Source organism: Aquiflexum lacus (genome assembly GCF_015476655.1).
GTDB classification, from domain to species: Bacteria; Bacteroidota; Bacteroidia; order Cytophagales; family Cyclobacteriaceae; genus Aquiflexum; species Aquiflexum lacus.
Genome location: NZ_JABFHF010000007.1, coordinates 64336 through 85762, shown reverse-complemented (window position 1 = coordinate 85762; position 21427 = coordinate 64336). Strand labels below are relative to the sequence as shown.

The following is a 21427-nucleotide window of genomic DNA, read 5'->3' as shown; positions in this document are numbered from 1 at the left end:
AGAGATCCTCAAAAGATAAATGAAAAGCCTCTTTAACTCCTTATCCTTATTGCTGGTATTGGTCATTGGATCAAACAGTATTTTGAGCGGATTCTCCGAAATTGAGGATAAACAGTTGCTTTCATTTGAGCAGGATTTCCTTAGCGATTCTCAAGTTGATGGAGATTTCCATTTTTTTGTAGAAACATCATTTGAAAAAATCCTTATTCCTTCTATTAAAATTAAGGATCTGGGAGATGCAGGTTTGGGTCTTGGTTCAAATGAAGGTTCGACATTACTAGAAATTGGAACCCTCCGGTCAGATTGGTTCAAGAAGAAGTTGAGATTTTTTGATATTCAAAAACTACTTTACCCCTTCCATTTTTTTCTTTAAATGTGAATTGAAAGAGTAGCTAAAGGTCCAATTCCTCCTTTAAGCTGATTTATGGATTCCCGATAAACTTCGGTTATCCCAAATTCTTCCTTTTACATTCACAAATTTACACTTACATCATGTTAGACATTGATCCTGCGTCATTGGGTATATCCCTGATCGCATTGTTGGCTTTTATCTGGCCACTATATTATTACAGCAGAAAACAAAAACGGAGATTGAAATCGCAGCAAGAATTTCTTGACAATATCCGTCAGGCATCCCAACTTCAATTTGACCATGAAGATCATTGGCGAGGATTATACGGCATGGGTCTCGATATCAAAAATAAAAAGCTCATTTATGTATATTTCGGAACCCCTTCAGAAACGACGATCATAGATCTCCAAAAATCCCATAGAATTTCTGTTCAGAAAGTTGAGCACGAAATAAGCAATGGAAAAGACAAGAGACAGATCATAGATCATTTGGCAATCCACATAGAATGTATGGACAAAACCCATGTTTTGGAAATCTATGATTGTGATAAGTTATCGGATCTTGATGGAGAATGGCCGTTGGTCAAAAAATGGGAAAATATTCTGAAGCCTTTGGTCAAAGAGAAGCCCTTGGTCAAAGAAACCAGATTTGAAAAAGAGGTGATAAAATCACTGAAAGAAATCGAACTTCTTTGATCAGTTAATATTCATGAGATTCTGTAGAATCGTTTGATAGAACGAGGATGACACTGATCAAGCTGATTTCCACTGATTTTTTATCTGTGTGCATCAGCCCAATCAGCGTCATCTGCGTTCCATAAATCTAAAAACAAACATTAATCAGTCTTCAATTCCAATTTGTAAAGATTCAGGTTTTCTTTCCCGTCAGGTGATTTAACTACACTTTCGAATTTCATCCCTACTTTTTCCAACAGTTTGATTGAAGTTGCATTTTCAGGAAGTGTGATGGCCAATAAAGTTTTGATCCGCAACTGTTCACCTGCATATTGAATGACCGCATCAGCTGCCTCATAAGCATATCCTTTCCCCATATATTCCGGCAAAAAAGCAAAACCCATATCAGGATACTCTAGACTGTCTCTTTTGAGAATTCCGCACATTCCAATGGGATTACCCGACTCAAGTAACTCAACTAGATAAAGTCCAAACCCATATTTTTCATAACTGAGCAAAGGGCCATTTTGAAGATAATTTTTTGCATCCTCTAAATTTCTGACTCCCCTATCGCCAATATACCTTAACCAACCGGGGCTGTTAAGCAATTTTACTATAAAGAGTGTGTCATCAAGATTCAATTTCCTGATTATAAGTCTCTCTGTCTTTAGAATATGTTCCATAAAGGGAAGTTCTAAGTTTTTTTATCAAGACGAAAATTAGTTGAATTACTAGTCATATTTTTTTAAAATACTTCCATTCCTCTGTATAGCCAAACATTTCTATTTGGAATCGACTAATTTCACCAATTTTAGCTCTCTAACAAAGAGAAGCTTGAATTTCACTTACGACCAACTTCGGTCTTCGGTCTTCCGTCTCCCAACTATCCAACACATATTCCTTTCATTTCTTTCACTTTTTAGACATCTTTGTTTTTCATCCAAGAAGGATTGCATGCTCATAGACCAACATCAAAGGATTCACAATTACCTCCGGATATCGCTCACTGATAGCTGCAATTTCCGCTGTGCCTATTGTATGCCCAATGAGGAGATCGAATGCATGCCCAATTCCAAACTCATGTCCACTGATGAGATCGAGTCCATAGCAAAGACATTTGTAGGCTTGGGCGTGAACAAAATCCGGTTGACCGGAGGAGAACCATTGGTAAGGAAAGAGTTTCCCGAGATTGTAAGAAGGTTATCCAAACTTCCTGTTGAACTGACCCTGACCACCAACGGGGTATTGGTGCACAAGCATTTGGAGTTGTTCAAAGAGGCCGGCATCCGTTCCCTGAATGTCAGTTTGGATACTTTGGATCCGGAGACTTTTTTCAAACTGACCAAAAGAAATCAATTCCAACAAGTTTGGGACAATATCATTTTGCTTTTGGATAATGGCTTCCGGGTCAAAATAAATGCGGTAGCTCTCAATGGAATTATTGAAAAAGAGCTTTTGGGATTTGTAAAGATTACCGAAAAATTACCGCTTCATGTACGTTTCATAGAATTCATGCCATTTACAGGCAATCATTGGAAAAGTGATAAAGTAATCACTGCCCGTCAAATGCTGGAAATGGTACAGACTGAATTTGACACCGTCAAATTGGTAGACGAAAAACATGACACCGCCAAAAAATTCAAAGCAGTTGGTCATCAAGGCACCTTTGCCTTTATCACCACCATGAGCGAGCATTTTTGTGGCAGCTGCAACAGGATGAGAATCACAGCAGATGGAAAAATGAAAAACTGCCTTTTTGGAAAAGAAGAAATGGATTTATTGGGGACTTTAAGAAAAGGTGAGGATATACTTCCTTTGATCAAACTTTCTATTTTCAGGAAGCATGCCATCTTAGGTGGACAGTTTACCCAAGACTATGAAAAGGCTGATGCCGATAAAATCGAAAACCGTAGCATGATCAAAATAGGAGGTTAATTCCTTTATGATTTTTCACGAAGTAAAATCAATAGAGCATCCATAATATTCAAATCTAGATAATTCAATGTAGGCCTACCAAACAATATCTTAATATCCAAATATCAATCAATATCGCATTAAGAATTGATTGATCTTTGGAAACCTAAAAAACCCCAAAGATTTAAACATAAAGATGATATCCGTAACTAAAGCCAAAGAGATTTTATCCAAATACATCATAAAGGGTCAACCTGTTTACATGCCTTTAGAGGAAGCCTTGGGAATGTTTTTGGCCGAGGATATTCCTTCCGGTTATGATATACCATTTTTTGACAACTCAGCCATGGATGGCTATGCCATTGCTTGGAAGGATGGGGACAACAAAAGAAAGCTGAGGAATGAGACCAAAATCAGGGCTGGGGAATTGGAGGATTTTGTGTTGGATGAAAATGAAGCCATACGGATCTTTACAGGAGCCCCGGTACCAAAGGGTGCAGATACCATTATTCCTCAGGAATGGGTGAAGATAGACGGAAATACATTATCATTTGAGACAGATATATTTGAAAAAGGGTCCAACCTCAGGTCTCAAGGAGCACAAAATAAGGTTGGCGATATCATAGCCTTAAAAGGATCTGAAATCACTCCGGGAATGATTGGCTTGCTTTCTTCAGTTGGACTCCATGAAGTCAGAGTATTTTCAAAACCTACGGTAGGAATCATTCTGACAGGGGATGAATTGGAGGAAATCGGAAAGCCTTTAAGTTTTGGAAAAGTGTATAATTCCAATGGCCCTGTTCTCAAAACCTACCTCAAACAGTTGGGAATAGATGAAATTGAATTGGCCACGGCCTTGGATGAACCGGCTAAATTGCAGGCAACCATAGACCGCTTTATTGAAAAATTCGATGTCGTCCTTATTTCCGGAGGAATCTCAGTAGGCGATTATGATTTTGTGAAAGGGAGTTTGGAAAAAGCAGGAGTAAAAGAACTTTTCTACAAAATCAGGCAAAAACCCGGCAAACCGCTTTTCGTCGGCCAAAGACAAAACCAATGGATCTTTGCCTTACCTGGAAATCCGGCTTCCACCCTCACCTGCTTCAACCAATATGTCAAGCCTTGTCTGATGGCATGGATGGGCAAAACCAATGTTTGGGAACCAACGGGGAGTTTCCCTTTGGTATATGATTATATAAAAAAAGCCGGGATCTCCCATTTTCTCAAAGCAAAATTACAAAATGGCTCAGTTCACATCCTTCCAGGACAGGAATCTTTTAACCTGATTTCTTATGGGACTGCCAATTGCATTGCAGAAATCGGGGAAGAAGTGGAATCTCTACAGGCCGGCGCCCCTGTCAATGTTTATGTTTGGTAAAATATGGCATTGGAACTGAGCGATCTTTTTCTGTATCTCGTCCTACCCTTGGTGGCATTTTTATATGCTTCAGTGGGCCATGGAGGTGCCAGCAGTTATCTGATGGTATTGGCTTTATTGAACTTTGCTCCTGAGCAAATCCGCCCCACTGCACTCATCATGAATATGTTTGTGTCCATGATGGCTTTTTTTGGATTCAGAAAGACTGTGGTTTTTCCAAATAGATTGTTTCTTTCCCTGATCATTTTTTCCATTCCTGCAGCATATCTAGGCGGTTCAATTTTGGTAGATACCATCCTTTACAAAAGGATATTAGGAATTTTGCTTTTCTTCCCCATCCTGAGATTTCTCAATGTCTTCCCTATCAATGAAGGCAATTCAGTCGAACAAAAATGGTGGATGGCACCTCTTTTGGGATTATTGATAGGCTTCTTTTCCGGCCTGATTGGTATTGGTGGTGGAATCATCCTTTCCCCCATTCTGTTGATGCTGGGCTGGACCACTATGAAGGAAACCGCCGCGGTCAGTGCCCTGTTTATTTTCCTGAATTCTGTTTCCGGCTTTCTGGGAGCTGATGGCTTTCAGATTCAGATTGATCAGCAGTTATGGATTGTGATGCCTCTGACTATTTTAGGAGGAGGGCTTGGCGCTTATTTGGGTGCCAGAAAGTTCAATCCTGTTGCCATCAAATATTTGCTGACTGTGGTCCTGTTCATTGCTGCTGTTAAATTAATATGGACTGGCTAATAGATTTTGATTAAATTTAAATTAAAAAAATAATAGCTTATGATTAAGGTCAAAGCCTTCGGAATGGTAGCAGAAAAAATCCGGACGAATGAATTGGAATTGCAATACATGCCTGACACAGAAGTCCTCCTTGGGTTTCTGCACCAACAATTTCCCGATCTGAAACATATCAAATTCAGCCTTGCGGTCAATAGAAAGCAGGCAGTTGGAAAAACCATGATACCCCTTGGTGCCGAAGTGGCACTGCTGCCACCTTTTTCGGGAGGGTGATTGAGCGATGGGGTATTGATAAATTATGGGTTGGTTATTTGGTTATTTTTCTTTTGGGAAATCTAGAATTCAGTGATTTTATTTAAAGACATAGAAGCCTTTATATTGGCCGGTGGTAAAAGCCTTCGAATGGGGGAAGATAAGGGCCTGGCATTATTAAATGGTTCACCAATGATTACCTCAGTCATCAAAACCTTACAATCGATCCCTTTGGAGGTAAAATTGATTACAGAAAATCCCGATTACACTCAATTTTGCTTACCTTTATACAAGGACAAAATTAAGAATAAAGGTCCCATGGGAGGTTTGATGACTGCTTTACAACAGACCTCCGCTGCTTATGTCTTACTGTTGGGATGTGATATGCCCTTTCTTACCAAGAAAGCCATCGATCACTTGATTGACAATAGCAGAGAAAATATGACTACAGTGGCCGAGACTAATGGATTTATCAATCCCCTATTGGCCATTTATCCCAAATCCATCCTTCCTGAGCTAAAGGTGCATTTAAAATATGACCGACTCAAGATGCAGGATTTTATTTGTTCCCAAAACCACCACAAAGTAAAAATGGATCATTTTGAAAAAATAGAACCAAATGCTTTGACAAATATTAATAGTAGGGAAGAACTGAAACACTGGAACAGGAAATGATTATGGACAGATTTGCAAGACAACAGGTATTGCCCGGATTTGGAAAAGAGGCCCAAGAAAAACTTAAGCATTCCAAAATATTGGTAATTGGTGCTGGAGGATTAGGGTGTCCGGCATTGTTATATTTGGCTGCTGCAGGTGTGGGTACTATAGGCATCATGGATGGTGATATGGTTTCATTGTCCAATCTAAACAGACAGATACTTTTTGGTGAAAGTGACCTTGGATTAAACAAAGCGGAAACTGCCGCTCATTTTTTGAAATCCAAATATTCTGATATCCATATTGATTGTATTCCAGAGTTTATCACCACCGAAAATGCTGCACCCGTAATTTCAAAATATGACTTGATCCTAGATGGTTCGGACAATTTCCCCACCCGGTACCTGGTCAATGACATATGTGTCTTATTGAAAAAACCTTTGGTATTTGGAGCCATTTATCAAAATCAGGGACAAGTTGGAATCCTCAATGCAAAAGATTCCAATAGCGTCAATTATAGAGATCTTTTCCCTGATCCGCCTACTGCTTATGAAATTCCCAATTGCAACGAGACGGGTGTTTTGGGCGTATTGCCAGGCATTATCGGGACAATTCAGGCAACAGAAGCCATTAAATTTATAACAGGATTTGGCAGTACCTTGATAGATAAAATGCTTTTCTACAATCTGCTTGATCACCAATCCTACGAAGTTGGCCTGAATAAAAATCCTGATGCCCATCTTTCGATGCCAAATACCATTGCCGAATTCATGGAAGTTGACTATGCTGTTGTTTGTGGAAATGGTGACAGTATTAACTGGGTAGAAGCCATTGGACTTTTGAAGAAATTTCCTGATGGAAAGCTGATCGATGTCAGAGAAAAAGATGAAGCCCCTAGGCTTAAAAAAATAAAACACCTGTCTTTTCCTGTCTCTGAAATTGAAGAAACTATCGGCGTTTTGAATTCAATTGATCCCGTATTGTTATTTTGCCAAAGCGGTATCAGAAGTTTAAAAACAGTAAAAATATTGGAAAAAGCTTTTCCCGGAAAAAAAATCCATTCTATTTCGGGAGGTATAGAAGCATTGGATTCACCGATCAACAAAAACTATCATGGAAACTAAAAGAACACCAAAAAACATATTTGTTCAGGGGGCCATTTCTCCTGATAAAATTGCCAAATCCATCGCTAACCACAGTACGAAAACCGATATTGGCGGCCACAGTATTTTCCTGGGACAGGTAAGAGCAGATCAAAAAGAGGAAGGAAAAGTCATTGCCATAGAATACACCGCCTATGAAGAAATGGCATTGGAGAAGGCATTTGAAATACGCGAGGCCATTTTCGCCAAATACCCACTTTCCTGCATGCATATTTACCACAGTCTTGGTGAAGTCAAATCCGGAGAAATCTGTCTTTTTGTATTTACTTCCTCCAAACACCGCAAAGCCGCCATTGATGCCTGTGAAGAATTGGTAGAAAAAATCAAAAAAGAAGTTCCGGTTTGGGGGAAGGAGATTTTGGAGAATGAGAAAAGTGTTTGGAAGGAGAATACATGATGAATTATTTTATCCAATCAGGTGCTTCATTTTCTGAGTTTTATTATTTCGTCCTTTAATTTTGGTAATTCTCTCACAATTATTGTCCAAATTACTTCATCAGAAATGTTGTCATATTCGTGAGCTATTCTGTTTCTCGTCCCAATAATTTGCCTAGCATTTTGAATTTCAATGCTAGTGTTTTTGTAATTAGTTAATCTGTTTACCGCCTCTCCAATAATTTCAATATTTCTTTCAACCGCTTTTTTAGTTTTAATGTCTTTTTGAAATTCGAAAAAATCTCTATTCTCAGGTAAAAAATCAAAAATCTCGTCAATCGATCTTAAAATATCCTCAAGCCATGCATTTATTTTGTTATCCATAAATTACAACTTTAGACTTGTCAATTTCCTTCTTGAAAAATGAGTTTTTAATACCCCGTTCCTCAATTAAGTCAATTTCACGCTTTAAAATATTTTCCAATTTATCTTTTAGTTGAAAGTATAAATCTGTATATTTTATCGGGTCATTTTCGTCAAAATCAACGACAAAGTCAATGTCAGAATTTGCAGAAAAGTTATCTGTGAGTACAGAACCAATAACTGAAAAATTCTTGACTTTATACTCTATACAAAGTTGCTTTATTCGTTCTAATTTTTTTTCTGAAATATTCATGTACGAAATTTATATTCTACAAAGTTAAGTTTTTTTATCGTTAGTTCTGTTTTAGTATTTGCCACAACTCCGGCTATTGATAAAGCTATTCTACCTCAGTAGGCTATACTGACTAAAAATATAAGTTTAGAAATAAATTCCTATGTCATTCAATATCACCAAAAATTTAAAATTTGGAATTGTTTTTTTTTTTTTTACAATTGATAGATTGAATACTTCAATGCTAAAGGCTTTTAAGTATCACATGATTCAATTTTAATGACTTCAAGGATACTGATATTTACTTCAGAAATTTGTTAGACATAAGTAATATCAAGAACATTGACATAATGCATTTCATGCTACATTCATCTTACCAGTTTCAAAATGATTAAGATTAGGTTAATTTTTGTTCTATTGATTTTATTGAGTTCGTGCAACTTTGAGGATTCTAGTATGGAGGCATGTCATGTTTTGATAGATGGGGTTTATCAATTTCCAGAACTCCCAAAAAATCATGGCATGACTCGCGAGGAAATAGATGAATATTGGGATCTTCCAGAAGAATTAGCTGCATGTATATCCACGAAAGGCTTGATACCTACTGTCTTAGATTATCCCAATATTTATTTAATCTTGGCCGGCTCAAATGAACAGCACGGGTATACTTCCTTAATATATTTGAGGTTTAGAGGTGCCAGGGAATTAGAATCCAGACCTGACCGTGGTACCGAATTGCTTAGTAAATATAAGACAATAGATCCTTTAGGATACAGTATGGATTGGGAACCTGTGGAAGTTGGAAGTTACCAGTTCAGGATTATTTTCCTAGAGATCATATTTAGCCAATATGCCAACCTTGAACCCTTGACGGTGTCCGAAAAAACCGAATTGGTCGAGCTGGCAAGAAATTACTTGATCAAAAAGGAAAGCAGTGAAATCCATGGCGAATTGGGAATCGCTTCCACTTCAGCAGTATTGTTAAGGTTAATGAAGGCGGATGATTATGCTCCTTTTATGGAAGTATATGACCCTGAAGGATGGGCCTGGAGGGATATAGCTTTGTGACCCCCGAGATGCGTTAGGAGATTTATAGCTTGTCAGGTGAGTACCTAGCCCATATAAGGCCATGAGCAGTGTTTGGAATGCCTGTATTCCTTGCCAAATTAATTGCTTCTAAAATCCAACATCCATTTAAATAGAATAAGTATTTTCAATCGGGCAACAACACCTTGTCCACCACATGGATTATACCATTTGAAGCGGGAACGCTTCCTACGATTTTGCCTCCATTGACCAATACGGTACCATCGTCTGACTTCTCTATTACTACAGAAGCACCATGTGCAGTGCCAAGCTTTCTGCCATTTACAAAGTCTTCCACTTTGTATACTCCTAGGAGAACATGGTATTCTAAAATATCCCTAAGTTGCCTTTGGTTTTCTTTTTTTGTCAAAGTTGTGAGTGTGCCATCGGGTAAAGCATCAAAAGCAGTATTGATAGGTGCAAAAACAGTGAAAGGTCCCACGTTCGTTAGGACATCTACATAATCAGCAGCTTTCAATGCTGCTACCAAAGTAGAATGATCGGCAGAACCTACAGCTACCTGCACTATATTGGGATTTGACACATCATCTTTGACTCCAGATTGACCTACATGTGTTGTCTCCAAAGCAGTATTGTTGCTGTTTTGACTTTCTGAAGACCCACATCCTATAATCAATAGGAGCGAACCAATAATTGTAAAGGATTTAAATATCGATTTCATTTTGTCTTGGGTTTGAATATGAGCGCAATATATAAAAAGACATTTTTATCTTTTATGATAAAGATCATACTTTGAAAACATTTGATAAAAAATTATTGGGAATATCTTCTTTGATCAATATTGCCAAACTACTGTTTTTAATTCAGTTTAGATATCAGGAACATTTCCTTCTTCCCGAAACCTCGAAGCCCTATCTTCTTTACTGATAAAGGAAGATAACTAAAAAAAGTAAGGCATTTTTTGAATGACATTATTATAAAAACAGATTTATTTTTATCATAAATACTATCTATTCTATTAAATTCACAAATTATTTTATAATTTAAAGTTCTCATGATTTTTGTCATGTTTTGAGAAAAAAATAGTAGACAACTTTGTCCTATAAAAGATCCACCCTATGGGTAAACGTCAAAAAATCAAAAGAAATTTATTCAAATACAACTTAGTCCCTCCTAGAGTTTGGAGACCTTATGCGACTGTTTTGGTTGCAGCTATTTTTGGCTTGGGATTATACCTGATACGCTTAAGCAACGCAGCATCCTACTTATCGGATGATCCTCAGGCCTGTGTCAATTGCCACATCATGACACCCCAATATATCACGTGGACACGCAGTTCACACCGGGAAGTAGCACATTGCAATGATTGCCATGTACCTCATAACAATATTGCCAACAAATATTTCTTCAAAGCCAAAGATGGTTTGTACCATGCTTCAGTTTTTACCCTAAGGGCTGAACCACAGGTTATCAAAGCTTTAGAACCATCCATTAAAGTCATACAAAGTAATTGTATCCGATGCCATGAGGATCAGGTGACAGATGCAAAGTTGATAGGGCTTGTAGAAAATCACCATCCACATCGAACCGATAGAATCTGCTGGGAGTGTCATAGGGAAGTGCCTCATGGAAAAATAAGGAGTTTGGCTTCAGTAGGGCATCAGATTGAACCCATCCGTGCCCATGCCCCACCGGACTTGGAAATTATTCCCCAATGGCTCAAAGAAAGCATGCAAAAAAACAAGCAATAAAAACATCATTTTCAAAACCCCACACTCATGAAAAATTGGATTCTTTTTGGATTAACAGCCGTAATAGTCTTTTTGCTGGCTATGTTGGCCTATACTATCATGGACAGAAAAACTGAGGCAAGATTTGCCTATCAGCCTAAAGTACAGATTGAAGGAATCGAACCAAGGGATTCGGTATGGGGGTTGAATTACCCCAGACAGTATCAATCCTATATGAAGACCCAAGACACTACTTTCAAAAGTATGTACAATACCAGTGGTTTTATGGATGTATTGGATGATCAGCCTGAACTAATTGTTCTCTGGGCAGGATATGCCTTCAGCAAAGGATATAATCAACCAAGGGGTCATGCCTATGCCATCACGGATGTATTAAACTCAGTTCGAATTGGTTCGCCCATGGAGCCGGGTGATGGTGTGATGCCCAGTACCTGTTGGACTTGTAAAAGCCCTGATGTACCTAGATTAATGAGCGAAATGGGAGTCACTGAATATTACAGCACCAAATTATCTAATTTGGGTTCTGAGGTGATCAATCCCATTGGATGCGCTGATTGCCATAATCCTGAAACCATGAACCTGACCATCACGCGTCCTGCATTAATTGAAGCTTTTGAAGCCATGGGCAAAGACATCAATCAGGCTTCCCATCAGGAAATGCGCTCTTTGGTCTGCGCTCAATGTCATGTGGAATATTATTTTGACAAGACAAAGCCGGGAAAAGAAAATGCAAATTACCTCACCTTCCCATGGAAAGATGGGTTGAGTGTGGAAGCCATGGAGAATTATTATGACAATATTGATTTTGCAGATTGGACACATCCCATCAGCAAGGCCAAAATGCTCAAAGCACAGCATCCTGATTATGAAATTTTTGAAATGGGAGTCCATGCCAAAAGAGGTGTATCCTGTGCAGATTGCCATATGCCGTACAAAAACGAAGGTGGACAGAAATTCACAGACCACCATATCGGTTCACCCCTCAGCAATGTGGAAAACTCCTGTTTCGTTTGCCACCGGGAAAAACAGGAAGACCTCATGACCGATGTGTATGATAGGCAAAGAAAGGTCAAAGAAGGATCCTCCAAATTACAAAAACAATTGGCCATGGCACACATCGAGGCCGGCAAAGCCTGGGAATTAGGGGCCACAGAAGAGCAAATGAAAGAGATTCTGAAAGGAATCCGCCATGCTCAATGGAGATGGGATTTTGTAGTGGCTTCTCATGGAGGTGCTTTTCATGCACCTTTGGAGTCCAGTAGAATTATCACCTCTGCCATGAGTACTATTCAGGAAAGCAGAATCCAACTGACAAGGTTGCTGGCTTCAATGGGACATAATAAACCTGTTGATATGCCTGACTTCAATGATAAAGCTGCTTTACAAGCCTACATCGGACTTGATATGGAAAAAGAACTCTTGGAGAAAACCAAATTCTTAGAGCAGGTTGTACCGCAATGGCTAAAGGATGGTAAAGCTCGGGAAGCCAAAAAAGAAGTAAAAGTCCTTAGCAGCAAATAACCAATCATTTTAATTCCCAAGCCATGAAAAAGCTATTGATATTGGGATGGGGAATTTTGTTTTTCCTCTCCTACCAAAGTCTGTATGCCCAATTTAAAATAGATGGACAAATTCTTCAACGTTCGGAATTCCGAAACGGATTTGGAAGACTTATCTCCGAAGATCAAAAACCCTTTGCATTTATAGGTCACCGTGCCAGGCTACAAGCAGCATATGAAATGGAAAATTTCACTTTCTATATGAGCATACAGGATGTTAGGGTATGGGGAAATACACCGCAGGTAAAAGCCTCTGACAATTTCCTATCAGTTCATGAAGCTTGGGCAATGGCTAAAATTTCGGATACCTGGAAGGTGAAATTAGGAAGACAGGAACTCAATTATGATAACTTCAGGTTTTTGGGAAACTTGGATTGGGCATTGCAGGGACGGGCACATGATTTTGCTTTGGCAATGCACGAAAAAGACAACATGAAGTTCCATTTTGGAGGCGCCTATAACCAAGCTTCCCAGGCGCTTGTAGATCAGCCATTTCTAATCCCCAACCAATACAAAATAGCCCAAATGGCCCGGTATGAAAATAAATGGGGCAAAGTCCAATTTTCTGCTTTGTTCTGGAATGATGGGCGAGAATGGCAAAACTTTGATACCAACGGAGCACTGTTGGAAAAAGGTATACGATATAGATCTACTTTGGGCGTTCCTACTTTCAAATACAATTCCGGAAATTCTCAAGTTTCTGCATTTTATTACCATCAATTCGGAAAGGACATCGCGGGAAGAAATCTGAACGCATACAATTTCAGCATCGCATATAACCATACATTTCCAATCAATGCAGAGGAAGGTAAAGTCTGGACTGTATCCGTGGGCACTGAACATATCAGTGGCACAGCTAACAATGAAACCGAAAAAAACAATTCGTATAACCCTCTTTATGGCACCAACCATTTATTCAATGGCTATATGGACTTATTTTTTGTGGGAGGAACTCATGAGGACAATGTTGGTTTGGAAGATTATTTTGTTCGATCCAGGTATGCTTTCAACAAAAAGTTCTTTCTCCAAGGTGACATCCATGCTTTCTTTGCTCAGAATAAAATATTCAGGCTAGAAGAACCGGGCAGTTCAAACCAATTGGATGCATACTTTGGAACACAATTGGATTTTTCATTGGGATATATTGTCAATGATGCATTTTCCATCCAAAGTGGTTACAGTCAATTCTTCAGTACCGATTCATTTGCTTACATTCAGAATAACAATAATCCAAAAGGAACCCAAAACTGGGCTTACCTAATGTTGATCTTCAGGCCAACCATGAAAAATAAATTTATCGGTATTTTGCTCTAAAAACATGAAAATCATCAGAATACTGCTTTCCACCAAAGTCACATTGATCTTGTTCATAGCATTTGCCGGATCGATGGCGGTGGCTACATTTATTGAAAATGACCATGGAACTCCAGTAGCCCGCTCCATGGTTTATGATGCTTGGTGGTTTGAAATTATCATGATTTGGATGGCCATCAACTTTTTGGCGCATATCAACCAATACCGACTGTTTCATAAAAACCGATGGCCTATCGGGCTCTTCCATATTTCATTTGTCATCATCATCTTAGGTGCAGGAGTGACACGATACTTTAGTGAAGAAGGAATTATGCATATCCGTCAGGGCCAAGAAGAGAATACTTTTTACACCACTGCCCATTACCTGCAGATCAATGAAAGCAATGAAGATGGCATACATTCCTTTGAAAAACCCCTCCTTCTACTCCCTAAGGACTTCAAGCCCAAAACCGTCTTTGCCAATTTGGGTGACTCCAAATTCAAGGTGGTCTTTGAAAAATATATTCAAGGTGCAAAGGAAGAATTCTTGGACGGAACGGAGACTTTTGTTGATTTGGCAGTTGCCATTGGTGCAGGACGGGAAGATTATTTGGTGGATAAAGGTAAATTTATTCAAATGGGTGATATCACATTGAGTACCAAAAATGACCCAAACCACACTATTCGGATTTACAAAGAAAATCAATCTTGGATCATTGAATCAGATATACATTTACAACTGATGGAGATGGCTACCCAACAAATGGGAAATCAACATGCCGGAGAAACCCAACCACTCCAATTGCGGACGCTTTATCAATGGGAAGGTGGGGCATTTTTGGTCAAAGGAATTCATGAAAACGCCAAACTGGGCTATGTAGGGGAAGAAGATTCCGAATTAGCCAAAAATCTGTTGGATGTCATCAAATACAGCATTCAGGATGAATCAGGTCAAAACATTACAGAGGCATTTGTGAAGATGGTCAGCTTCAATCCAAGTTGGACTACTTTTTCTTATGAAGGCAAAAACTATTCGGCCACTTTTGGCCCTAAACCCATACACTTGCCCTTTGGTCTTTACCTTAATGCATTCGAACTGGAAAGATATCCCGGAAGTCAAAGCCCTGCAAGCTATGCAAGCGAAGTCATGGTGATGGATCAGGGAGAAGAGGTTCCCTATCGTATTTTCATGAATAATGTATTGGATCATAAAGGGTTCAGGTTTTACCAATCTTCTTATGATACCGATGAGAGAGGTACGGTACTCTCTGTCAATCAAGACAGGCCCGGCACCTATATCACCTATTTGGGATATCTACTTTTGACGGTGGGTATGTTTCTAACACTCTTTGCAAAAGGTAGCAGGTTCAGAATCCTGAATACCAAACTCGGAAATATCAAAAAAGTCGCTGCATCTCTTCTGATTTTATTGGGTACAACTTCCAACAGTTTTGCCCAAGAATCAGAATCAATAAACCCCGCCATAGTCCCTTTGGAACAAGCGGAGGCTTATGGCAAACTCATTGTTCAGGATTTGGATGGAAGAATGAAGCCTTTGAATACATTGGCCAATGAAATCACGAGAAAGCTAACAGGGAAAACATACGTAACTATCCCAAATCAGGAAGACGAATTCAGGTTAAGTCCGGAACAATTCCTCCTTGCGGTACAAATGGACCCGAGTACATACAGTCATTTACCCCTGATAAAAATTGACAAGACAAAGTCCTTTGAGGTTTTTCAGCTTTTGGGTAAGGAAGCAAGTGACAGGATCAGTTTCAGGGATTTTTTGGATGAGGAAGGAAATTACCTGATACAGGATTTGGTAGAAAAAGCAAATCAACTCAAACCTTCCGAAAGAAATGAAGGACATAAAGAGTTACTCAAAACTGATGAAAGGTTCAATATTTTCTATGGTTTGCTTACAGGAGACTTTTTACGGCTATTCCCAAACAAATTGGACGGAAACAATACATGGTTTACCGGCCAGCAGTATATGCAGGGTTTTGATGAAGAAGATGCTGTTTTTGTCAAAAACATTACTCCACTCTACCTCAGTGCACTCACCAAAGGCCTTGAAGAAGGAAATTGGGAGGAAGCCGAAGAAACCTTGTCATACATTGCATTGTATCAGGAAAAAATCGGAGAGGATGTCTATCCCACATCCAATGAAATCCAAGCAGAATTGCTCTATAACAAATTGAATCTTGGAACCAGACTTTTTGGTCTGTTTTGGCTTTTGGGTGCAGCAATGCTCTTTTTGGGAATTTTGATGCTTTTCAATAATGATGGCATTTGGAAAAAAGTCTGGTCAGTCGGTAAAATATTGACTTGGTTGGGTTTTCTGACCTTTACTTTCCACCTCAGTTTGAGATGGTACATCGCCAAACATCCGCCTTGGAGTGATGGGTTTGAGATGCTGGTATTTGTGGCTTGGGGTGTGTTGCTTTTTGGGTTGTTGTTTTCTGCCAAGTCAAAATTCACATTGCCACTTGGACTGCTTTTTTCGGGAACCTTACTCTTCGTAGGATTCTTGGACTGGCTCAATCCTGAAATCACCAACTTGATGCCTGTTTTGAATTCTTATTGGCTGAAAATACACGTAGCTATTATCGTAAGCAGTTACGCACCCTTGGCCCTAGCCGCAATCATTGCTTTGCTAAGTTTGATGCTGACCATATTCAAACCCAATATTCCAGGGAAACAATGGTGGAACAGTATCCGGGAACTTCAAATGGTCAATGAAATGTCAATTACCATAGGATTGTTTCTATTGGCCATCGGAACTTTTCTTGGTGGTGTTTGGGCCAATGAAAGTTGGGGAAGGTATTGGGCTTGGGATCCAAAAGAAACCTGGGCCTTGATCTCAGTGATTGTCTATGCCTTTGTTTTGCACTTAAGATTGATCCCCAAATTCAAAGATGGTCTGGTCTTCAACCTTGCAAGCTTATGGGCCTTTTCTTCAATCATCATGACTTCCTTCGGGGTCAATTATTACTTATCAGGCCTTCATTCTTATGCAGCCGGTGATCCTGTCCCAGTTCCCAATTGGGTTTATTGGGTAATTTTGATTCTATTGACTATATCAGTCTTGGCTGTTGTAAAATATAAAAAATTAAAGGAATCAGAGGTTAAACAACTAGTGGTTTGATGACCTTAATTAAACTAATCTTGAAAGTACAGTTTCCCCACTTTCAACTTCTTCTGCGAGTTGTTTAATGCTTTTTTGAGTAAGCATTTGGGTCAGATCAAGCCTTATTTTTTTGATTTCATGGTGCAAGGGACATGGGTTATCTTCCGAACATTGTTTCAGTCCCAGACCACATCCTGAAAAAAGATGATCCCCGTCAATGACAACCACCAAATCCTTTAAAGTAAAGTTCTCATGTTCTTTTCCTACATAAAAGCCACCCATGGGTCCTTTTTGCGAACCGATTATTTTCTTTCTGACAAGTTCTTGGAGAACTTTTGCAGTAAATGGTTCTGGTGCATCAACAAAGGCCGCTATTTCTTTAGCACCTACTTTATGGCCAATCTGACTTTGTTTCCAGATATATATCACTGATTTGATTCCGTATTGACAAGCTTTAGAGAACATAATTTTTTTTTGAGGTAAACAAGTCCGTAAATAAAGATATTATCATCTTTCTATCCGTATTAAATGATACAAAGACAAAGCTATTTTTGTTTAAATTTTTTTTAAAGTTTTACAATTTGAGACATATCTTAGGTTATGAATAAATCAGTTTTTAAAATTTCACAGATGGACTGTCCCTCTGAGGAAAATTTATTAAGGTTGAAATTAGCAGATCAAGAATCAATCAAAAACCTTGAGTTTGATTTAAATGAACGAAAATTGACAATCTATCACGAAGCCGGCATTTCGGAAATCCAAAGTTTGATAGGCTCCTTGAACCTAGGTGATACCTTAGAATCATCAGAAGAATCATCAATCACCTCATTTAATTCCCAAGTCCAACAAAAGAAAATGCTTTGGGCGGTTCTGCTGATCAATTTTTCTTTTTTCCTCATTGAAATTACTACAGGGATTATTTCCAAATCAATGGGACTGGTGGCTGACAGTTTGGACATGTTGGCAGATGCCTTTGTTTATGCAATCAGTCTTTTTGCAGTAGGTGGCAGTATCTTTTTGAAAAAGAAAATTGCACGCATAGCAGGCTATTTTCAGATTATTCTGGCTACAATCGGATTAACCGAAATTATCCGAAGGTTTGTTGGAACCGAATTAATGCCGGATTTTTCTACCATGATCATCGTATCAATTTTGGCTTTGATCGCCAATGCTTTTTCACTTTATCTTTTACAAAAAGCAAAAAGCGATGAGGCCCACATGCAGGCCAGCATGATCTTCACTTCCAATGATATTGTCATCAATATTGGAGTAATCATTGCCGGGGTATTGGTCAATTGGCTTCAATCAGGATATCCGGATTTAGTTGTGGGCATGATTGTATTTATTATCGTAATTAGAGGGGCATTGAGGATACTGAAACTAGGTAAATAAACACTATGCAAAGCTTCTTTACGCAATCATCTGAACAGGCATTGGTACCTTTACTTCCATTTGTTCAATAATTTCATCCAAAATCATTTCCGAATCCAGTTGGAAATGAAAACAGACATCTTGGATAGTCTTTGACTTGTTCAAAACCGGATCAATCCCAAATTTTCTGAATACCGTTGCTGCCCGGAAGTCTGCCTTTATAATTTCATTTACGGTAAAATCTTCGAAATTTTTCATCTTAGTGTGGATTTAAGTTGATCAGACAATAGAAGCCGTCCCATGAATCTCGAGGAGAATGGCATTCAATTGGTCTTTCATTTTTTTGGTGACATCTTCTTTTCCTATAGTCACCGCATTGGTAAGTTCGTTGTAGTACTGTATTCCTGATTCAAGGTTCTTTTGGAATTTCTCAACATAAGTTTCAAACTTCTTACTGTTTTCTGGAAGTGCTTTTTCCATCTCAGATTTCAAGTACTGCATGTACAATTGCAGTTCTTTGACAAACACATGGGGTCTTTCGGTATCTAAATTAATGTTGAGTTTCCCATAGATGTGTCCCACCATTTCTTTGAGGCTAAAGACACCTTTAAAATAAGCCAAATTAGGCCCCGGACAAATCGTCACAGCAGACAGATTTCGACGGGGTGTTTCTCCTGCATTCAATATTGCAGGCGCACTAAGCCCTTCACAAAGGCAGTCCTTTACAAGTACTTCATTCAACTCCATTTCCGTAGTTTCCCCTGCTTGATATTGTTTGGCCTTAAGATTTTGGTATTCCCTCGATGCTGTACAGATGGCTTTATCAGAGAACTCTTTGCTGAAAGTCAGAAACTTCTTATAGCAGGGACTTCCTGGCCTGTTTTTTTCAATTCTGGCGATTCGCTGCTCTTCGCCGCTACTGATTCTCAGGTTATTGAAAGGCACCCCAAGTGGTGAAGCATGGCTGAGGTAATAATCGGATTTTTTGGATTTGACCAATCTGTCCAAAGTATCTTTATCCACACTTGTAGCTTCGGGAACCAAAAGAAAGGGACTTCCCCAACCTGTTCCATCCAATTGATAATAATCCATCAGAAAACTGTTTTCTTCTGCATTACCAATTCCTCCTTGGTAAGTAATCTTAGGTTTGATGTTTTCCGGCAGCAATGGCAGGTCTTTTTGCTGCAAAGCCTGTTGGCATCCGGTCAATAAGGTTTCTTTTAAGCTTTCCCTATTTGCCTTGAATTCTTCCAAAATGGGACCAACCAAAAATCCATCGGTCGCAAATGCATGGCCTCCACAATTCAAACCTGATTCTATTCTGAATTCTGATATCCATATTCCTTTTTTTGCCAAAAACCTGCCTTGGATCAATGCTGACCTATAATCTGAAACTTTGAGGATTATTCTTTTTTTGATGTTTCCGTTCGCATCAGGAAAAAAATCGGGGAATTGTTCGATATAACTATACAATGCGGGATTCAATCCAGCTGAAAAAACCACAGCACTGTTGAGATTACTTTCTGCAAAACCTCTCAAAGCTGATAGCGCGTCAGAGTATTCCCTTGGTAATTCATTGCCTTTAGAATCATGATTGATTTTATCCACTTTAGTCATGATATTGACATCAATACTTCCTGGAATAATGTTTTCCCTTAAAGTATTCTCAAATTGGACCCTCTCAGAATCAGTCACATAGGAAAGTTTTTTATATAATTGATATAAATCATGCTCCTCTGGCAACAATTCAAAGTATTGATTGATTTCCAAATCGCTATCAAAATTCTGATTTTTGAGTTCCTGTATTTGATTTTCAACTGCCTGATGAAGGAGGTTCAAGTATGCTTTTACTCTTTTTGCTCTGTAATCTTCCTCTTTTTCATCAATGTATAGATAAGGAATATTTAGTTTTCTACTATAAATCCGTCTCATATCTTCCAATAAGTGATCATCCATTATGGATACGGCAGAAGAAATACCATACTTGGCAATTTTTATCGGAGAGTCAACGGTAAATCCTAAACCCATTACAGGGATATGGAATTTATGTAGTGTGTTTTGAGTGGCAATCATTGTTTACAAGAATTAGTGTTTTGGTCTCCTATTGCGTAGAATATATATTAGTTGACAAAACTATCCTCTATTTGATTGCAAATAGAAAGCATAACTCATTAAACAAGGTGACTTTTGTCATGTAATTAAAAGATTGGAAGTTAGAAAGAATGGGAGTTGGGCTTAATGAATTAAAAAATTGGAGGATTAAATACCTCGAATTGTAATCTTTTTAATTAAGCCTTAAATTGATACTGATTTAGAATAAAAACTGAATTAAAAAATGAAGCATATCTGGATAATGATGATACTAATCGCATTCTTTCAAGCTGACGCATACCATACCGAACGGTTAAATATGGTCAGGTCACAAATAGAAAACAGAGGGATAAAAAATCCTTTGGTTCTTGAGGCAATGCGAAAAGTTCCAAGGCATTTGTTGGTTCCCGAAAAGCAAAAAGCCAATGCGTACGAAGATAGGCCTATGTCCATTGGTGATGGGCAGACCATTTCGCAACCATATATTGTAGCGCACATGACAGATATCATCAAGCCCAATAAAGGCATGAAGGTATTGGAAATCGGGACAGGATCGGGATATCAGGCTGCGGTATTAGCAGAAATCGTAGATCAGGTTTTTACCATAGAAATCGTAGAGAATCTGGGGAAAAAAGCCAAAGCTGACCTTGAAAAATTAGGGTACAAAAACGTTTTTGTAAAAATCGGGGATGGTTATCAAGGATGGCCTTCTGAGGCACCGTTTGACGCCATTTTGGTAACTGCTGCTGCCGAACAGATTCCACAACCACTTATTGACCAACTCAAAGAAGGCGGAAGGATGGTGATTCCCGTCGGCAAAGAGGGGGCTGTTCAGGAATTGATATTAATTGAAAAGGTGAAAGGAAAGGTCAAAACCACAAACCTTGGATCAGTTCGCTTCGTGCCTTTTACCAGAAACGATTAGGTTTAGGTCGTCTGAAATCAGGAATAAAAATCTAAAGCATTATTTTATTGACCTTGATACGTTTGTGTTTCTTTAGTGTAGCAAATAAATATC

23 protein-coding genes are annotated in these 21427 nt (G+C 38.7%); 16 read left to right on the top strand and 7 right to left on the bottom strand.

Annotated elements, in window-relative coordinates:
* The first annotated feature begins 19 nt into the window (after positions 1-19).
* Both HMJ38_RS08610 and HMJ38_RS08605 read left to right on the top strand, forming a co-directional pair.
* Positions 20-373 (top strand): hypothetical protein, encoded by a 354-nt coding sequence (locus HMJ38_RS08610; protein ID WP_194973976.1) that lies wholly within the window; start codon positions 20-22, stop codon positions 371-373.
* A 119-nt stretch (positions 374-492) separates the two neighbouring features.
* Positions 493-1047 carry a hypothetical protein gene (locus tag HMJ38_RS08605; RefSeq protein ID WP_194973975.1) on the top strand — a complete coding sequence of 185 codons (555 nt, stop codon included), beginning with the start codon at positions 493-495 and terminating at the stop codon, positions 1045-1047.
* A 140-nt stretch (positions 1048-1187) separates the two neighbouring features.
* Here the strand turns inward: HMJ38_RS08605 and HMJ38_RS08600 are convergent, their stop codons facing one another.
* Complete coding sequence (locus HMJ38_RS08600; protein WP_194973974.1) at positions 1188-1709, bottom strand: GNAT family N-acetyltransferase; 522 nt, start codon at positions 1707-1709, stop codon at positions 1188-1190.
* Between the two features lie 271 nt (positions 1710-1980).
* Here HMJ38_RS08600 and moaA point away from each other — a divergent pair, with 271 nt between their 5' ends.
* The 7 genes from moaA (at position 1981) to HMJ38_RS08565 (ending at position 7531) form a co-directional block, all read left to right on the top strand.
* Positions 1981-2961: a GTP 3',8-cyclase MoaA gene (gene moaA, locus HMJ38_RS08595; protein ID WP_194973973.1), complete on the top strand. Its 981-nt coding sequence runs from the start codon at positions 1981-1983 to the stop codon at positions 2959-2961.
* A gap of 175 nt (positions 2962-3136) precedes the next feature.
* Positions 3137-4318 carry a molybdopterin molybdotransferase MoeA gene (locus HMJ38_RS08590; protein ID WP_194973972.1) on the top strand — a complete coding sequence of 394 codons (1182 nt, stop codon included), beginning with the start codon at positions 3137-3139 and terminating at the stop codon, positions 4316-4318.
* A gap of 3 nt (positions 4319-4321) precedes the next feature.
* A complete protein-coding gene (locus HMJ38_RS08585) occupies positions 4322-5065 on the top strand; it encodes a sulfite exporter TauE/SafE family protein (protein WP_228779964.1) in 744 nt (247 codons plus the stop codon).
* 39 nt (positions 5066-5104) lie between these two features.
* Positions 5105-5335: a MoaD/ThiS family protein gene (locus HMJ38_RS08580; RefSeq protein WP_194973971.1), complete on the top strand. Its 231-nt coding sequence runs from the start codon at positions 5105-5107 to the stop codon at positions 5333-5335.
* Between the two features lie 72 nt (positions 5336-5407).
* The gene (gene mobA, locus HMJ38_RS08575) at positions 5408-5989 is read left to right on the top strand and encodes a molybdenum cofactor guanylyltransferase (RefSeq protein ID WP_194973970.1); all 582 of its coding nucleotides are present in this window, start codon (positions 5408-5410) and stop codon (positions 5987-5989) included.
* A gap of 2 nt (positions 5990-5991) precedes the next feature.
* On the top strand, positions 5992-7095 hold the full coding sequence (locus HMJ38_RS08570) for a HesA/MoeB/ThiF family protein (protein ID WP_194973969.1): 1104 nt from the start codon (positions 5992-5994) through the stop codon (positions 7093-7095).
* Positions 7085-7531: a molybdenum cofactor biosynthesis protein MoaE gene (locus HMJ38_RS08565; protein ID WP_194973968.1), complete on the top strand. Its 447-nt coding sequence runs from the start codon at positions 7085-7087 to the stop codon at positions 7529-7531. Before HMJ38_RS08570 ends, HMJ38_RS08565 begins: the two co-directional genes overlap by 11 nt.
* A gap of 26 nt (positions 7532-7557) precedes the next feature.
* Here HMJ38_RS08565 and HMJ38_RS08560 read toward each other — a convergent pair whose 3' ends face one another.
* Positions 7558-7893: a HepT-like ribonuclease domain-containing protein gene (locus tag HMJ38_RS08560; protein WP_194973967.1), complete on the bottom strand. Its 336-nt coding sequence runs from the start codon at positions 7891-7893 to the stop codon at positions 7558-7560.
* Positions 7886-8185: a nucleotidyltransferase family protein gene (locus HMJ38_RS08555; RefSeq protein WP_194973966.1), complete on the bottom strand. Its 300-nt coding sequence runs from the start codon at positions 8183-8185 to the stop codon at positions 7886-7888. Before HMJ38_RS08555 ends, HMJ38_RS08560 begins: the two co-directional genes overlap by 8 nt.
* 501 nt (positions 8186-8686) lie before the next feature.
* On the opposite strand from HMJ38_RS08555, the gene HMJ38_RS08550 reads away from it, so the two are divergent.
* On the top strand, positions 8687-9232 hold the full coding sequence (locus HMJ38_RS08550; protein WP_194973965.1) for a hypothetical protein: 546 nt from the start codon (positions 8687-8689) through the stop codon (positions 9230-9232).
* Between the two features lie 145 nt (positions 9233-9377).
* Here the strand turns inward: HMJ38_RS08550 and HMJ38_RS08545 are convergent, their stop codons facing one another.
* Positions 9378-9932 (bottom strand): fasciclin domain-containing protein, encoded by a 555-nt coding sequence (locus HMJ38_RS08545; RefSeq protein WP_194973964.1) that lies wholly within the window; start codon positions 9930-9932, stop codon positions 9378-9380.
* A gap of 397 nt (positions 9933-10329) precedes the next feature.
* Here HMJ38_RS08545 and nrfH point away from each other — a divergent pair, with 397 nt between their 5' ends.
* From nrfH to ccsA, 4 genes are read left to right on the top strand one after another with little or no spacing between them, the layout of a single operon-like run.
* On the top strand, positions 10330-10962 hold the full coding sequence (gene nrfH, locus HMJ38_RS08540) for a cytochrome c nitrite reductase small subunit (protein ID WP_194973963.1): 633 nt from the start codon (positions 10330-10332) through the stop codon (positions 10960-10962).
* 27 nt (positions 10963-10989) lie between these two features.
* Entirely contained in the window at positions 10990-12483 is a 1494-nt protein-coding gene (gene nrfA / locus HMJ38_RS08535; RefSeq protein WP_194973962.1) for an ammonia-forming cytochrome c nitrite reductase, read from the top strand.
* A 23-nt stretch (positions 12484-12506) separates the two neighbouring features.
* The gene (locus tag HMJ38_RS08530; protein WP_194973961.1) at positions 12507-13835 is read left to right on the top strand and encodes a hypothetical protein; all 1329 of its coding nucleotides are present in this window, start codon (positions 12507-12509) and stop codon (positions 13833-13835) included.
* Positions 13836-13839: 4 nt separating this feature from the next.
* Positions 13840-16965 carry a cytochrome c biogenesis protein gene (gene ccsA, locus HMJ38_RS08525; RefSeq protein ID WP_194973960.1) on the top strand — a complete coding sequence of 1042 codons (3126 nt, stop codon included), beginning with the start codon at positions 13840-13842 and terminating at the stop codon, positions 16963-16965.
* Between the two features lie 9 nt (positions 16966-16974).
* Here ccsA and HMJ38_RS08520 read toward each other — a convergent pair whose 3' ends face one another.
* Complete coding sequence (locus HMJ38_RS08520) at positions 16975-17412, bottom strand: RrF2 family transcriptional regulator (protein ID WP_194973959.1); 438 nt, start codon at positions 17410-17412, stop codon at positions 16975-16977.
* A 135-nt stretch (positions 17413-17547) separates the two neighbouring features.
* Between HMJ38_RS08520 and HMJ38_RS08515 the strand changes: the two genes are divergently transcribed.
* A complete protein-coding gene (locus HMJ38_RS08515) occupies positions 17548-18339 on the top strand; it encodes a cation transporter (RefSeq protein WP_194973958.1) in 792 nt (263 codons plus the stop codon).
* 18 nt (positions 18340-18357) lie between these two features.
* On the opposite strand, the gene HMJ38_RS08510 is transcribed toward HMJ38_RS08515, so the two are convergent.
* Together HMJ38_RS08510 and HMJ38_RS08505 are read right to left on the bottom strand one after the other, a co-directional pair.
* Complete coding sequence (locus HMJ38_RS08510) at positions 18358-18576, bottom strand: hypothetical protein (RefSeq protein ID WP_194973957.1); 219 nt, start codon at positions 18574-18576, stop codon at positions 18358-18360.
* A 21-nt stretch (positions 18577-18597) separates the two neighbouring features.
* Positions 18598-20391 carry a hypothetical protein gene (locus HMJ38_RS08505; protein ID WP_194973956.1) on the bottom strand — a complete coding sequence of 598 codons (1794 nt, stop codon included), beginning with the start codon at positions 20389-20391 and terminating at the stop codon, positions 18598-18600.
* A gap of 280 nt (positions 20392-20671) precedes the next feature.
* On the opposite strand from HMJ38_RS08505, the gene HMJ38_RS08500 reads away from it, so the two are divergent.
* A complete protein-coding gene (locus HMJ38_RS08500) occupies positions 20672-21334 on the top strand; it encodes a protein-L-isoaspartate(D-aspartate) O-methyltransferase (RefSeq protein WP_228779963.1) in 663 nt (220 codons plus the stop codon).
* The last annotated feature ends 93 nt before the right edge of the window (positions 21335-21427 follow it).